Raw genomic sequence first — 15,504 nt, 5'->3', positions numbered from 1 at the left:
TCTCCTATAACTCGACTTCGACGCCGTGACGCACGACGCGTTTTTCCAGGTCACCGCCCAACCAGTACGACAGGTCGGCTGGGCGATCGATCTGCCAGGCCACGAAGTCAGCGACTTTGCCGACTTCGAGCGAGCCATGGGTTTGTTCCATGCCCAGTGCCTTGGCGGCGTGAATAGTCGCGCCGGCCAGCGCCTCTTCCGGAGTCATGCGGAAACAGGTGCAGGCCATGTTCAGCATCAACCGAACCGACAGCGCCGGCGAGGTGCCGGGATTGAGGTCGCTGGCAATGGCGATTTTCACGCCGTGCTTGCGCAAAGCATCCATCGGCGGCAATTGGGTTTCACGCAGGAAGTAGAAGGCTCCCGGCAGCAACACGGCAACAGTGCCGGAGGCCGCCATGGCGATGGCGTCCTCTTCGGTCATGAACTCCAGATGGTCGGCCGACAACGCGTGATAACGTGCCGCCAGGCTGGAACCGTGCAAGGACGACAATTGCTCGGCATGCAGCTTCACCGGCAAACCGAGTTGCTGCGCCGCGACGAACACCCGCTCGACCTGCGCAGGCGAAAACGCCAGGTATTCGCAGAACGCATCCACCGCATCGACCAGGCCTTCGGCGGCCAGCGCCGGCAGCATTTCGCTGCAGATATGGTCGATGTAGTCGTCGGCACGGTCGGCGTACTCTGGCGGCAAGGCGTGAGCGGCCAGGCAGGTGCTGCGCACACTGACCGGCAGTTCGGCGCCGAGGCGACGGATCACCCGCAGGATTTTCCGCTCACTGGCGAGGTCGAGGCCATAACCGGACTTCATCTCGATGCTGGTCACGCCGTCACGCAGCAAGCTTTTCAGGCGCTTCTTCGCACTGGCGAACAGCTCGTCCTCGGTCGCCGCACGCGTGGCGCGCACGGTGCTGGCGATGCCGCCACCGGCTGCTGCGATCTGCGCATAGCTCACGCCTTGCAGACGCTGCTCGAACTCGCCGCTGCGGTTGCCACCGAACACCGTGTGGGTGTGGCAGTCGATCAGGCCCGGGGTGACCCAGGCCCCCGCGAGGTCATGGACCTCGGGATATTCGCCGGACGGCAGCTCGCTACGTGGGCCGATCCACTCAATGTGCGCACCTGACGTCACGATGGCGGCATCCTCGATGATCGAGTAGGTGCCCTGCGCCATGCTTGCAACGTGGCAGTGTTGCCAGAGAGTTTTCATCCGAGGCCTCCGTTAGTTATCGATGAGAAAAAGAAGGATCACGCGCGACCAGGGCCGCCTGCCCTGCCGCCGGTTTGACCCACATCAGATAGGCCAGTACCAGCAACACGATCCAGACCACGCCGACGATCAGTGCCGCTTGGGTATCCGGGAAATAACCCAGCACGCCGAAGACAAACAGCATGAAGGCAATTGCCGCCATCGGTGCATAGGGCCAGAACGGTACCGGGAATTTCAGCTGCGCGACTTGCTCGGCGGTCATGGAGCRACGCATCGCCACCTGAGTGAACAGAATCATCAGCCAGACCCAGACGGTAGCAAAGGTCGCAATGGAAGCGATCAGCAGAAAGACGTTTTCCGGGATCAGGTAGTTCAGCAACACGCCCAGCAGCAGCGCGACACTCATCACCACCACGGTCATCCATGGCACGCCATTTCGCGACAGGCGGGCGAAGCCTTTCGGTGCGTGCCCTTGCTGGGCCAGACCGAACATCATGCGGCCAGCGCCGAAAATGTCACTGTTGATCGCCGAAATCGCCGCCGTAATCACCACAATATTAAGGATGGTGGCCGCCGAGCTGATCCCCAGCTTATCGAAGATCTGTACAAACGGGCTGCCCTGGCTACCGATCTGCTGCCAAGGAAAGATCGACATCAGCACCAGCATCGTCAGCACGTAGAACAGCAGAATCCGCAACGGTACGGCGTTGATCGCACGAGGCAACACGTGCTGCGGGTCTTTGGCCTCACCGGCGGTGACGCCAATGATTTCAATACCGCCAAACGCAAACATCACCACCGCGAACGAAGCGATCAGACCGCCCATGCCATTGGGCATGAAGCCGCCTTGGGTCCAGAGATTGCTGATGTCGGTCACCTGGCCAGGGGCCGTGCTGATACCGAACAGCATGATGCCGAAGCCCCCGAGGATCATCGCAACGATGGCGGCGACCTTGAGCAGCGACAGCCAGAACTCCATTTCACCGAAGACTTTGACGTTGCACAGGTTCAAGCCGCCGACGATGGAAACGACGCCCAGTACCCAAATCCAGCGAGAGACTTCCGGGAACCAGAAGCCCATGTAAATACCGAACGCAGTGACGTCGGCCATGCCGACGATGACCATTTCGAAGGCGTAGGTCCATCCCAGGATGAAGCCTGCCATCGGTCCCAGGTAAGTGCTGGCGTATTGACCGAAAGAACCTGCGACCGGGTTGTGCACAGCCATTTCGCCAAGGGCGCGCATGACCATGAACACCGCTGCGCCACCAATCAGGTACGCAAGCAGCACCGCAGGACCGGCCATCTGGATGGCCGAGGCAGAACCGTAAAACAGCCCGGTGCCGATCGCCGACCCCAGTGCCATGAAGCGAATATGTCGGGCAGATAGCCCGCGTTTCAAGCCGTTCTCTGGCTTTTGCATTTCTCGTCCTTAGTTGTTCTTGTCGGAGAAGATTGATGAGGGATGTAGGGCCTTGAACAGATTCGGCATTTGTACTTGCCTCAAGATCCTCCCTCACCCTAACCCTCTCCCCCAGAGGGGCGAGGGGACTGACTGCGAGTTGCTTTCGAGGTACTGCGACCTGAGATTATGAGTCGAACTCAGGCTCCGAACACAACGAGGATCGGCTCCCTTCCCCCTCTCCCCCTTGGGGAGAGGGCTGGGGTGAGGGGTGGATTTAGAGGGCGAAGACATCTTGGCCCTCCCCCCTCAGACCATTACAGACTAGGCAGCAACTTCGCCATTACCAGCTCATTCAAGCAACGCGAAGCCAGCAGTTCGCTCGCGGCGTTGATGTCCGGTGCAAAGAAACGGTCCTTCTCGTAGAACGGTACTTTGGCGCGCAGGGTGCTGCGAGCTTTTTCCAGTTTCGACGAAGTCTTCAGACCGTCGCGCAGGTCCAGGCCCTGGCAGGCTGCCAACCACTCGACAGCCAGAACACCGCGAGTGTTTTCAGCCATTTCCCACAGACGCTTGCCAGCGGCAGGTGCCATGGAAACGTGGTCTTCCTGGTTGGCGGACGTCGGCAGGCTGTCTACCGAATGCGGATGCGCCAGTGCCTTGTTTTCGCTGGCCAGAGCCGCCGCGGTCACCTGGGCGATCATGAAGCCGGAGTTCACGCCACCGTTGGCCACCAGGAACGGTGGCAGTTGCGACATGTGCTTGTCCATCATCAGCGAGATGCGACGCTCGCTCAGGGAACCGATTTCAGCGATGGCCAGGGCCATGTTGTCGGCCGCCATGGCAACCGGTTCGGCGTGGAAGTTACCGCCGGAGATCACGTCACCTTCAGCTGCGAAGACCAACGGGTTATCCGACACGGCGTTGGCTTCGATCGCCAACACTTCAGCGGCCTGACGGAACTGAGTCAGGCAGGCGCCCATGACTTGCGGCTGACAGCGCAGCGAGTACGGGTCCTGAACCTTTTCGCAGTTCTCGTGCGAATCGGAAACCTGGCTGCGCTCGCCCAGCAGGTCGCGGTAAGCGGCAGCAGCATCGATCTGGCCTTTTTGACCACGGGCAGCATGAATGCGAGCGTCGAATGGCGAGCGCGAGCCCAGCACGGCTTCAACGGTCAGACCGCCAAGGGCCAGGGCACCAGCGAACAGGTCTTCGCCTTCGAACAGGCCACGCAGTGCATAAGCGGTGGACACCTGAGTGCCGTTAAGCAGTGCCAGACCTTCTTTGGCCGCCAGGGTCAGCGGTTGCAGGCCTGCGACTTTCAGCGCTTCAGTTGCTGGCAGCCATTCACCTTTGTAACGGGCCTTGCCTTCGCCCAGCAGTACCAGCGACATGTGGGCCAGAGGCGCCAGGTCACCGGAAGCACCGACCGAACCTTTCAACGGAATGTGTGGGTAAACCTCAGCGTTGATCAAGGCGATCAGCGCGTCGATCACCACCCGGCGAATACCGGAGAAACCACGGCTCAGGCTGTTGACCTTGAGCACCATGATCAGACGCACCAGAGCGTCGCTGATTGGCTCGCCAACACCGGCAGCGTGGGACAACACCAGCGAGCGCTGGAGGTTTTCCAGGTCTTCGCTGGCAATGCGGGTCGAAGCCAGCAGGCCGAAACCGGTGTTGATGCCGTACGCGGTACGGTTTTCCACGAGGATCTGTTCCACGCAGGCAACACTGGCTTCGATCTGGGCGGAGGCACTGTCGTCGAGACGGACGTTGACCGGTTGCTGATAAACAGCGCGCAGTTGGGCAAGACTCAGTTGGCCAGGGATAAGATTCAGAGCAGTCACATTTATTCTCCTTTTGAGAGTTTTTATGCTCTTTATATAAGAGCAGTTAACTAACCAGACGCTCCGGATGATTCCGTTGTCCGTCGCTGCCCGCTTCTTGAGGGGGTGGCGCCTTGGCACGCTGGCTTTTGTAGAAATCAGTACAGCTTGGGTCACGCGGTTTACAGCAGTATCGGGTCTTTCAAAATCAATTCAGTCTGGAACATGGCAACTCTCCTAAACCACCGCCGCACGCCGCTGGACAAACCGGTCGACGTATTCATCGGCCGGCGAGTGAAGGATCTCTTTCGGCGTGCCGACCTGGATCAACTGCCCATCCTTGAGAATCGCAATCCGGTTGCCAATACGCACGGCCTCATCGAGGTCGTGGGTGATGAACACGATGGTCTTGTGCAGCGTCTGTTGCAGTTCGAGCAACTGGTCCTGCATCTCGGCGCGGATCAGCGGGTCAAGGGCACTGAAGGCTTCATCCATCAGGATGATGTCAGTGTCCGCCGCCAAGGCGCGGGCCAGGCCCACACGCTGACGCATACCGCCAGACAGTTGATGCGGGTATTTGTTTTCGTAGCCTTGAAGGCCCACGGTGTTGATCCAGTGTTGCGCGCGCTCGGCGCACACTTGCTTGCTTTCACCACGCACTTTCAAACCGTAGGCGACGTTGTCCAGTACGTTCTTGTGGGGCAACAGGCCGAAGCTCTGGAACACCATGCTGATCTTGTGCCGACGAAATTCGCGCAGGGCTTCCATGTCGTATTGCAGGATGTCCACGCCGTCCACCAGGATCACGCCGCTGGTCGGGTCGATCAGGCGGTTGATGTGCCGCACCAGTGTCGACTTGCCGGAACCCGACAGGCCCATGATCACGAATATCTCGCCGGTAGCGATGCTCAGTGACAGATCATTCACGCCAATCACGCAGCCGGTCTCGGCCAGTACCTGATCCTTGCTCTTGTTCTGTCGGATCATGTTCAGCGCATCGGCCGAACGGTTACCGAAAATCTTGAAAACGTTTTTGACTTCGATCTTGGCGGCGCTGTTCATTGGCTCACCTCATGCCGCGGACGACCGTAGGCTTGGGTAATCCGGTCAATGACCACCGCCAGAATCACGATCGCCAGACCGGCTTCAAGACCGCGTCCGACATTAAGGGTCTGGATCCCCACCAGCACGTCTTCACCCAGGCCACGCGCACCGATCATCGAGGCGATCACCACCATCGACAGGGCCATCATGGTGGTCTGATTGATCCCGGCCATAATGCTCGGCAGCGCCAGCGGCAGTTGCACGCCAAACAGTTGCTGCCAACGGTTGGCGCCGAAGGCATTGATCGCCTCCATGACTTCGCGATCGACCTGGCGAATGCCCAGATCGGTCAGGCGAATCAGCGGCGGTACAGCGTAGATCACCGTGGCGAAAATCGCCGGGACCTTGCCCAGACCGAACAGCATCAGCACCGGGATCAGGTACACGAAGCTGGGCATGGTCTGCATGATGTCGAGCAGCGGCATCAACACTGAACGCAGGCGATTGCTGCGCGCCGACAAAATGCCCAACGGAATGCCGATCAGCACCGAAATAACCGTCGCCACCAGCATCAGTGCCAACGTTTGCATGAGCTTGTCCCAGAGGCCGACAGCGCCCACCAGGAACAGCAAACCAACGATCACCGCCGTCGTCACCAGCTTGCGGGTCGCGTGCCAGGCAATGCCGGCAACAATCACCAGCATCAACCACCACGGCGCCGCACGCAGCAGGCCTTCGAGGTTGACGATGGCCCAGAGCAAGGTGTCGGAGATGTGGCGGAACACATCCCCGTAATTGACGACCAGCGAATCAACCCAGACGTTGACCCGGTCGGCGATGGAAAAGGTGAAGCTTTCGGGAAACATAAGAGACTCTCAATCAAGTGGATGTAGCGAACGTCCCGGCCAGCCTCTCGGTTAGCCGGGAGGTATCTGCCTACAGTTCCGCGTTGATTTTCCTGGCAGTGTCGGTAGTGACCCGCAACTGCCAGATCTCAGGATGTGCCTTCACGAAGATCTTCGCCAGTTTCGTCCAGTCAGATTGCTGCAACGCTATCCGCCCCACTTGTTTTCACTTTTACCGCGTCGCCCTGCTCAACCGGCAGTATCAGGCGATCGGGTACTGCGCTATGCCACTTCTTGGCAGCGAAGTAGTACATCGCTGCCGGGACCACCAGGCCAATGATCCACGAGATGTCGGTATCACCGAGGCTTGCGACCAGAGGGCCAGTGTAGAAGTGGGTGGAAATGAACGGCATTTGAATCAACACGCCGAACACGTAAATGCTGATGCCCATGATGTTCCAGCGACCGTAGCGACCCTCGGGGTTGGACAGTGCCGGAATGTCATAGCGTTCTTTGGTGATGCAGTAGAAGTCCACCAGGTTGATCGCGCTCCATGGCGTGAAGAACGCCAGCAGGAACAGGATGAACGCAGAGAATTCCTTGAGGAACGAGTCCTTGCCAAGCAATGCCAGAGCCGCGGCAAGCGACACCATGATGAAGATGTACAGCAGACGCACACCGCTTCCAATGTGGCGGCTGCCACGGAAGCCACTGATGATCGTCGCGATCGACATGAAGCTGCCGTAGGCGTTCAAGGTGGTCACAGTGACTTTGCCGAAAGCCACGGCGAAGTACAGCAGTGCCGCGACAACCCCGGTACCRCCCAGGCTGACGATGAACGACACCTCGTGGTGAGCGAACTGCGAACCGGCCAGGGCTGCGGCGAAGACGCCGAAGACCATCGACGCCTGTGCACCGATCACCGAACCCAGGCCAACGGCCCAGAAGGTTTTCGACGCCGAGGTGCTGCGCGGCAGGTAACGCGAGTAGTCCGCCACATAAGGGCCGAACGCGATCTGCCAGGACGCCGACAGCGACACCGCCAACAGGAAACTCGCCACCGAGAAGTGCTTGTTGCCCAGCAATGCGCCGATGTCGTTACCGGCCAAAAGTTTGTAGAACAGGTAGATGAACGCCACCACGCCCAGCACACTGGCGACCCGGCCGATGCCGTGGATCACCCGATAGCCGAAGATGGTGAAGACCATGATCGAGCCGGCGAACAGCGTGATACCGACCCAGTCTTCGACGTGCAGCAACTGCGCGACCGCCTGCCCTGCCAGCAAGGATCCGCTGGCCGAGAAGCCGATGTACATCAGGCACACCAGCACCAGCGGAATCACCGCCCCATACACGCCAAACTGCACACGGCTGGAGATCATTTGCGGCAAACCGAGTTGCGGACCTTGCGCGGCGTGCAGCGCCATGACGCCACCGCCGAGCAATTGGCCGATCAGCAAACCGATCAACGACCAGAACACATCCCCGCCCAGTACCACCGCCAAAGCACCCGTCACAATCGCGGTGATTTGCAGGTTGGCACCCAACCACAGGGTGAACTGACTCAATAGACGACCGTGTCTTTCCGCTTCCGGGATGTAGTCGATCGACCGCTTCTCGATCAACGGTTTACTGCGTGCACGATCATCATTAGCCATGGGTCAACCTCTGTGGATTGTTATGGGTATACCAGGTGTTGGTGTGTTGGCTTTTGTGGGAGCGAGCCTGCTCGCGATAGCGGTTTGTCAGTCAACAAAGATGTTGAATGTGCTGGCCTCATCGCGAGCAGGCTCGCTCCCACCAAAAGCTCCTGCGCCTACAGGTATTGCGTTATTTACCGGTGATCATCGGCAGGTTCAGGCCCTGCTCCTTGGCACAGTCGATAGCGATCTGGTAACCGGCATCGGCGTGACGCATAACACCGGTGGCCGGGTCGTTGTGCAGAACGCGAGCGATACGCTCGGCCGCTTCGTCAGTACCGTCGCAAACAATCACCATGCCCGAGTGTTGGGAGAAGCCCATGCCGACGCCGCCGCCGTGGTGCAGGGAAACCCAGGTCGCGCCGCTCGCGGTGTTCAGCAGAGCGTTGAGCAGTGGCCAGTCGGACACGGCGTCGGAGCCATCCTGCATGGATTCGGTTTCGCGGTTAGGGCTCGCCACCGAACCGGAGTCCAGGTGGTCGCGGCCGATCACGATCGGTGCCGACAGCTCGCCACTGCGGACCATTTCGTTGAACGCCAGGCCCAGCTTGGCGCGCAGACCCAGACCCACCCAGCAGATACGCGCCGGCAGACCCTGGAAGCTGATGCGCTCGCGCGCCATGTCCAGCCAGTTGTGCAGGTGGGCGTCGTCCGGGATCAGCTCCTTGACCTTGGCGTCGGTTTTGTAGATGTCTTCAGCGTTACCCGAGAGTGCAGCCCAACGGAACGGACCGATACCACGACAGAACAGCGGACGGATGTAGGCCGGCACGAAGCCCGGGAAGTCGAATGCGTTCTCGACGCCTTCTTCTTGCGCCATCTGACGGATGTTGTTGCCGTAGTCGAACGTCGGGATGCCTTGCTTCTGGAAGTCGAGCATCGCTTTGACGTGCACGGCCATCGATTGCTTGGCGGCTTTGATCACAGCAGCCGGCTCGGTCTTGGCGCGAGCGCGGTACTCTTCCCAGGTCCAACCGGCTGGCAGGTAACCGTTGAGCGGATCGTGGGCGCTGGTCTGGTCGGTGACCATGTCCGGACGCACGCCGCGACGGACCAATTCCGGCAGGATTTCTGCCGCGTTACCCAGCAGGGCGATGGAAATCGCTTTGCCTTCTTTGGTGTATTTGGCGATGCGCGCCAGCGCGTCGTCGAGGTCTTTGGCCTGCTCGTCGACATAACGGCTTTTCAGACGGAAATCGATGCTCACTTGTTGGCATTCGATGTTCAGCGAGCACGCGCCGGCCAGGGTAGCGGCCAGTGGTTGAGCACCACCCATGCCGCCCAGACCTGCAGTCAGGACCCAGCGACCGGTGAGGTTGTCGTTGTAGTGCTGGCGACCGGCTTCAACGAAAGTTTCGTAGGTGCCCTGAACGATGCCCTGGCTGCCGATATAGATCCAGCTGCCGGCAGTCATCTGGCCGTACATGGCCAGGCCTTTGGCGTCGAGTTCGTTGAAGTGCTCCCAGCTCGCCCAGTGTGGTACCAGGTTGGAGTTGGCGATCAGTACGCGTGGGGCGTTGCTGTGAGTCTTGAAGACGCCGACCGGCTTGCCGGATTGCACCAGCAGGGTCTCGTCGTCATTCAGGTTGGTCAGGCTCTCGACGATCTTGTCGTAGCATTCCCAGTTACGCGCCGCGCGACCGATACCGCCGTAAACCACCAGTTCTTTAGGGTTCTCGGCAACTTCCGGGTCGAGGTTGTTCATCAACATGCGCAGCGGCGCTTCGGTCAGCCAGCTTTTGGCGGTCAGCTTGTTGCCACGCGGGGCACGGATTTCAACGTCCCGGTGCTTAGTAAAAGTGACGGGGGTCGGTTTCTGGGTATTGTCAGTCACGAAAAAAACTCCTCAGCAATCAATCCAAACCAGCCCAGGCAGTGGGCGAGCAAGCCAATGTGCAGATGGTGCACACCGGCGAATCAGTGGACGATGGTCGAGTCTTCGTGACTCATACACATACGTCTTTACTTGTACATACAAGCATATGCAATCAAGCGGCCAACTTTCTGGATGGCGCTTCAACAAAGTGCTGAATCTGGCTGAAAAGCCCTTGGGACAAGGGTTTGGCGGGGATCGATATTTTTTTGGAAGGATTTTTTCGAGAAGTGACAATTGTTACCTGAGCGCGGTTTTGCGCCACGCTGGGGCGTTCGGTAACAGATTGGTGCGCACAGGGAAACGGATTTCGGGGGACGGAAAGCAAAAGATCGCAGCCTGCGGCAGCTCCTACGGAACAGGTTATCCCTGAGTAGGAGCTGCCGCAGGCTGCGATCTTTTCAAGACAGTTGAATCAKAGCGCTGTCAGCTCAATCACGCAGCACTGACCGCTGACGGAAACATCCAGCAGCCCGGTGTTACCGTTCAGTTGCAGACAATCATGACGACCCAGTGCCTGGGCCGCACCACCATTGATTCGCACTTCAAGCGCATCAGTCACGCTGAATACCAGCAACGTTCCGGCAGAACTGAAAAACCGTTGCTCGCCCGCCAGCCACTGCAACCGCGCCTGGTAACGATTCGGCGCATAAATCAGGTTGAAGTCGCGAATCGCACCGCCAAGCAGGGTGCAGGAAACATGGCTTTCGCCACTGAACGCAAACGGGTCCAGCGGTAACAGGGACCGCGTGTTCTGGCCGTCGACCGTCAAGGTCATGCCTTCGCCCTGCAGCACGGTGATGACCCGCTCGTAGCCTGCAAAGGTCGAGAACCCGCCCGACTCACCGATATCGGCAATCGACAGGCGCCAGCCAAAGCCATCCAGGCCGGTGCCTGCATCGCGGGTGATTTCTTCGGTGCTGCCGCCGCCGTTTTTCCAGGGCATGCGCGGATAATTCGCCGCGCGCAAAACGTTCAACTGGCTCATTCATGCCTCTTATTATTTGTGGCTCTATTTGTGAAACCGCCCTTCCAGACGATGGCGGGAACCGGGGTGGATCAGACGAGCGGCCGTCACGGGCTGGCGCCCGGACCAGGTCCGACGGCGGATCAGCAGGCACGGCTCGCCTTTTTCGATCTGCAGCAATTTGCATTCGGAGGGCTCGGCAAGAATCGCTTCGACCACGTGCTCGCCTTCGGTCAAAGGTGCGACCTGATTCAGATAGGCGTAAGGCGTTTGCAGGGTGAAGTCTTGCTTGAGGTATTCCGGCGCGACCAGGGCGTTGACGAAACGGTCCTCGATTTGCACGGGAATATCGTTCTCGAAATGCACAATCAGCGAGTGGAAGACCTTTTGGCCTTCACGCATGTCCAGTGCCAGGGCGCGCTCGGAACCGGCGGCCTCTTCTTCCAGAGTAATCACCTTGCACGTGTGGCGATGGCCACGGGAGGCGATTTCGTCGGCAATGTTATGCACTTCGAACAACGCGGACTGGCTCTTGGGTTCGGCGACAAAGGTGCCGACGCCTTGCATGCGCACCAACAGACCGTCAGCCGTCATCTCGCGCAAGGCGCGATTGATGGTCATGCGGCTGAAACCCAACTGACTGACCAGCTCGCTTTCCGACGGCACGCGGTAATGCGGCGGCCAGTTTCCACTGTCGATTTGCTGGGTGATCATCTGTTTGACGCGAGCGTACAAGGGCGCCGGACTGTCGCCCAGATTGGCACTCAGCGGTGAAACTACAGGCGGAGTCGGCACAGGAAATCCTTGTTCGTTGATGAAAGTCACTAGCTTGCCGGAGTTTACCGAGCAGGCAAACGTCTGTATATGTATATACAAATAACACACGATGGGGTACTGAACCATGTCCGCCTTCTTTGCCGAACGCGCGCTTTTGCCTAGTGGATGGGCCAACAATGTACGTCTTGAGGTCAGTGCCGATGGCCTGCTGACCCACATCCAGGCCGATGCCAGCGCTGAAGGCGCCGAACGGCTGAGCGGTCCGCTGCTGCCGGGCATGCCGAATCTGCACTCCCACGCCTTCCAGCGGGCGATGGCCGGACTGGCCGAAGTGGCGGGTAATCCGAACGACAGTTTCTGGACCTGGCGCGATTTGATGTATCGCCTCGTCGGAAAAATCAGTCCGGAACAACTCGGGATCATCGCCCGTCAGCTCTACATCGAAATGCTCAAGGCCGGTTACACCTCGGTCGCCGAATTCCATTACGTGCACCACGACCAAAACGGCCATCCCTACGCGGACCCGGCCGAACTGTCGTTGCAAATCAGCCAGGCGGCCAGCGCCTCCGGCATCGGCCTGACCTTGCTGCCCGTACTCTACAGCCACTCTGGTTTCGGTGGCCTGGCACCCAATGAAGGTCAGCGACGCTTCATCAACAGCACTGAAAACTACCTGAAGCTACAAGCCCGCTTGCAGCCACTGCTGGCACGGCAACCGGCGCAACAACTGGGCCTGTGCTTCCACTCGCTGCGTGCGGTCACCCCGCAGCAAATCAGCGAAGTGCTGGCAGCCAGCGACAAACACTGCCCGGTGCATATCCACATCGCCGAGCAGCAAAAGGAAGTCGACGACTGCCTGACCTGGAGCGGTCGCCGTCCGCTGCAATGGCTGTATGAAAATACCGACGTCGATCAGCGCTGGTGCCTGGTCCACGCGACCCACGCCAACCCGGAAGAAGTCAGCCTGATGGCCAAGAGTCGCGCCATCGCCGGTTTGTGCCTGACCACCGAGGCCAACCTGGGTGATGGAATATTCCCGGCCGTGGACTTCCTCGCCCAAGGCGGGCGCATGGGCATTGGCTCGGACAGCCATGTGTCGCTGAGCGTGGTGGAAGAACTGCGCTGGCTGGAATATGGCCAGCGCCTGCGCGATCAGCGACGTAACCGCTTGTATGGCGCCGATCAGCCAATGGTCGGGCGTACCCTGTACGACGCCGCACTCGACGGTGGCGCACAGGCGCTGGGCCAGCCGATTGGCGCATTGGAAGTCGGCAAACGCGCCGACTGGCTGGTGCTCGACGGCAACGACCCTTACCTGGCAACCGCCAGTGGCGACGGGATTCTGAACCGTTGGTTGTTTGCCGGTGGCGACCGCCAGGTGCGTGACGTGCTGGTGAACGGCAAGTGGGTAGTACGCGACGGGCATCATGCTGGCGAAGAAGACAGTAACCGCGCGTTCACCCAAGTGCTGCGCGACCTGTTGGGCTGACACATAAAACTGTGGGAGCGAGCCTGCTCGCGATGACGGCAACACATTCAGCAATTGTGTTTACTGATCGATCGCTATCGCGAGCAGGCTCGCTCCCACATGGGTTGTGCGGTGGCTGTTACTTCGAGGTCTGGGCCATCTTGGTATCCGACACCCGCCAGATCAGGCGTGTGGTGTCGTACCCCTGCTGACGCGCTCTGCTCAGCAGTTCCTCGCGGGTATCGGCGTTGACTTCCGGCTTGCGTGACAGCAACCACAGGTTGCGTCGATTGGGGCTACCGACAATCGCGGTCTGGTAATCGTCGCTGACATACAGCACCCAGTAATTGCCCTTGCTCATGCCTGGCAACAACCGGGTAAACCAGTTATCGAAGTTCACCCACAGCTTGTCGTTCTTGCCGGGAATCTGCGGCGTTGCCGTGCCCTTGGCCTCTTCCCATTTCCACTCGGGGGTCAGGCAACGGTTCAACACTTCCATGTCGCCGTCGTTCTTGAGGGTGTAATGGGCTTCGGATTGCGCGCAGTTACGCTGGAAGTACATCGGCATGCGAGCCAACTCGTACCATTTACCCTGGTAACGCTTGAGGTTGACGCTATTGACCGTTTTCGGCGCCAGCGAATCATCGCCAGAAGTGGCGCAGCCGGCCAACAACAGACCGGCCAAAAGAACTATTACTAACCGCATCATTATTTTTCTCCCGTGGGCGTTTGCCCCGGTTTACTTCAGGCCTTGCCCGGAAAACATCAGCACTTTGTCACCGGCGTACTGCACGCTGATAAAGCTGTTCTTGTCGCCCCAGGTACAGCTGGACATGCCCAACGCGCCTGAACAATCGGCAGGTTTACCCAACAACGCTTCGACCTCGGCCTTGGGCATGCCCGTCGACAGTTTCGAATAGTTTTCCTGGTTGATCTTGCTGCACGCAGCCAACAGCACGCAAAAAGACAACAAGGCGATAGATCGCAGCGACATGGTGTAACTCCTGGTAAAAAGGGAAGGCATGGCTGCCAACCAGAAGCTTAGAAGAGAAAACCCCCTTCTGGTTCCCACCCGTACCGGGTATTTCTTGAAGGGTAAAATCGACATTTCGCACCAAAATCAGGCATTTTTTTGCGCTGATCGGTATTTCGTCGGTTTTCGTCAAACCCGCCTAATCTTTGGCGCTCCCCTGTCGACATAGAAGCAGCGCCAAGCCTGCCCTGAGGCAATTTGACGCTCCTCGTTGATCAGTCCTCCCGCGGTAGCGCCTTTAATGACCAGAAACATGAAGTTCAGCCACAAGATCCTGCTCGCTGCTGCCCTTGTGGTGGCGGTAGCGTTCGCCTGTTTCATTCTGTTCAACGACTACCGTCAGCGCCAAACCCTGCGCAACAGCACCGAGTCCTCGATGCAGGAACTCGGCAGCCTGACCACCAGCAACATCCAGACCTGGCTGGAAAGCCGCATCCAGTTGCTGCAATCGCTGGCCCAGCAAGTGGCCGTCGACGGCCCGGCGCTGGACAGCCTGAAACGCGCGGTCGGCCTGCCGGCCTACACCAGCAACTTTCAGTTGAGCTATTTCGGCGGTGCCGATGGCGTGATGTTCTCGGTGCCGGCCGGCAATCGCGCGGCAGACTACGACCCACGCGCCCGCGGCTGGTACAAAGCCGCCAACAGTGCACAGCAAACCATCGTTACCGAACCGTACATCGCCGCCTCTTCGGGCAAGCTGGTGATCACCGTCGCTACCCCGGTGCAACATCAAAACCAGATGATCGGCGTCGCCGGTGCAGACATCGACCTGAGCAGCGTCAGCGCGATCATCAACTCGCTGAACTTCGGCGGCCACGGCCACGCATTCATCGTCAGCAGCGACGGCAAGATCCTGATTCACCCGGACAGCAAACTGGTGCTCAAAAGCCTCACCGAGGCCTACCCGGCCGGCGCGCCGAAGGTCAGCCCCGGCATGAAGGAAGTCGAGGTAGACGGCAAGACCCAGTTCATCTCGTTCACCCACGTCAACGGCGTACCGTCGGCCGATTGGTACGTGGCACTGGTGCTCGATCAAGACACTGCATACTCGATGCTCAGCGAATTCCGCACCTCGGCGATCATCGCCATGGTGATTGCCGTGGTCATCATCATCGCGCTGCTCGGCATGCTGATCCGCGTCCTGATGCAGCCGTTGCTGACCATGGGTCGCGCCATGCATGACATCGCCGAAGGCGAAGGCGACCTGACCAAACGCCTGACCATTCATGGCCAGGACGAATTCGGGGCGCTAGGCACTTCGTTCAACCGCTTCGTCGAGCGTATTCACACCTCGATCCGCGAAGTGTCGTCGGCCACCGGCCAAGTCAACGAAGTCGCCCTGCGAGTGGTCAGCGC

General features: G+C 59.4%; 13 protein-coding genes. 2 read left to right on the top strand and 11 right to left on the bottom strand.

Features of this window, described 5'->3' with window-relative positions:
• Positions 1 to 4 precede the first annotated feature (4 nt).
• The 9 genes from hutI to hutC all read right to left on the bottom strand — a co-directional run bounded on the left by hutI (position 5) and on the right by hutC (position 11,584).
• Positions 5 to 1,210 carry an imidazolonepropionase gene (gene hutI, locus AC1DH9_RS02025; RefSeq protein WP_427537655.1) on the bottom strand — a complete coding sequence of 402 codons (1,206 nt, stop codon included), beginning with the start codon at positions 1,208 to 1,210 and terminating at the stop codon, positions 5 to 7.
• Between the two features lie 16 nt (positions 1,211 to 1,226).
• On the bottom strand, positions 1,227 to 2,633 hold the full coding sequence (locus AC1DH9_RS02020) for an amino acid permease (RefSeq protein ID WP_477807724.1): 1,407 nt from the start codon (positions 2,631 to 2,633) through the stop codon (positions 1,227 to 1,229).
• Positions 2,634 to 2,929: 296 nt separating this feature from the next.
• Positions 2,930 to 4,462, bottom strand: coding sequence for a histidine ammonia-lyase (gene hutH, locus AC1DH9_RS02015; protein WP_427537649.1), 1,533 nt, complete (start codon positions 4,460 to 4,462; stop codon positions 2,930 to 2,932).
• A 216-nt stretch (positions 4,463 to 4,678) separates the two neighbouring features.
• Positions 4,679 to 5,503 carry a quaternary amine ABC transporter ATP-binding protein gene (locus tag AC1DH9_RS02010; protein WP_427537646.1) on the bottom strand — a complete coding sequence of 275 codons (825 nt, stop codon included), beginning with the start codon at positions 5,501 to 5,503 and terminating at the stop codon, positions 4,679 to 4,681.
• On the bottom strand, positions 5,500 to 6,351 hold the full coding sequence (locus AC1DH9_RS02005) for an ABC transporter permease (protein ID WP_145016663.1): 852 nt from the start codon (positions 6,349 to 6,351) through the stop codon (positions 5,500 to 5,502). Before AC1DH9_RS02005 ends, AC1DH9_RS02010 begins: the two co-directional genes overlap by 4 nt.
• Positions 6,352 to 6,521: 170 nt before the next feature.
• Entirely contained in the window at positions 6,522 to 7,988 is a 1,467-nt protein-coding gene (locus AC1DH9_RS02000) for a purine-cytosine permease family protein (RefSeq protein ID WP_427537643.1), read from the bottom strand.
• A gap of 172 nt (positions 7,989 to 8,160) precedes the next feature.
• Positions 8,161 to 9,864 (bottom strand): urocanate hydratase, encoded by a 1,704-nt coding sequence (hutU, locus tag AC1DH9_RS01995; protein ID WP_054595185.1) that lies wholly within the window; start codon positions 9,862 to 9,864, stop codon positions 8,161 to 8,163.
• A 454-nt stretch (positions 9,865 to 10,318) separates the two neighbouring features.
• On the bottom strand, positions 10,319 to 10,891 hold the full coding sequence (locus AC1DH9_RS01990) for a HutD/Ves family protein (RefSeq protein ID WP_427537640.1): 573 nt from the start codon (positions 10,889 to 10,891) through the stop codon (positions 10,319 to 10,321).
• Between the two features lie 24 nt (positions 10,892 to 10,915).
• Positions 10,916 to 11,584, bottom strand: a complete 669-nt coding sequence (gene hutC / locus AC1DH9_RS01985) for a histidine utilization repressor (protein WP_232252242.1) — start codon at positions 11,582 to 11,584, stop codon at positions 10,916 to 10,918.
• Between the two features lie 187 nt (positions 11,585 to 11,771).
• Here hutC and AC1DH9_RS01980 point away from each other — a divergent pair, with 187 nt between their 5' ends.
• Positions 11,772 to 13,136: a formimidoylglutamate deiminase gene (locus tag AC1DH9_RS01980; protein ID WP_427537637.1), complete on the top strand. Its 1,365-nt coding sequence runs from the start codon at positions 11,772 to 11,774 to the stop codon at positions 13,134 to 13,136.
• 118 nt (positions 13,137 to 13,254) lie between these two features.
• Here AC1DH9_RS01980 and AC1DH9_RS01975 read toward each other — a convergent pair whose 3' ends face one another.
• Together AC1DH9_RS01975 and AC1DH9_RS01970 are read right to left on the bottom strand one after the other, a co-directional pair.
• Positions 13,255 to 13,824: a lipocalin family protein gene (locus AC1DH9_RS01975; protein WP_427537634.1), complete on the bottom strand. Its 570-nt coding sequence runs from the start codon at positions 13,822 to 13,824 to the stop codon at positions 13,255 to 13,257.
• A gap of 30 nt (positions 13,825 to 13,854) precedes the next feature.
• The gene (locus tag AC1DH9_RS01970) at positions 13,855 to 14,109 is read right to left on the bottom strand and encodes a hypothetical protein (RefSeq protein ID WP_054595181.1); all 255 of its coding nucleotides are present in this window, start codon (positions 14,107 to 14,109) and stop codon (positions 13,855 to 13,857) included.
• A gap of 280 nt (positions 14,110 to 14,389) precedes the next feature.
• Here AC1DH9_RS01970 and AC1DH9_RS01965 point away from each other — a divergent pair.
• On the top strand, positions 14,390 to 15,504 hold a 1,115-nt coding region (locus tag AC1DH9_RS01965), incomplete at its 3' end, for a HAMP domain-containing protein (protein ID WP_477807723.1).

The sequence above is a fragment of the Pseudomonas sp. 05T35 genome, assembly GCF_056396605.1.
Note: the sequence above shows the minus strand (reverse complement) of the source record. Positions and strands in the feature narration are given on the sequence as shown.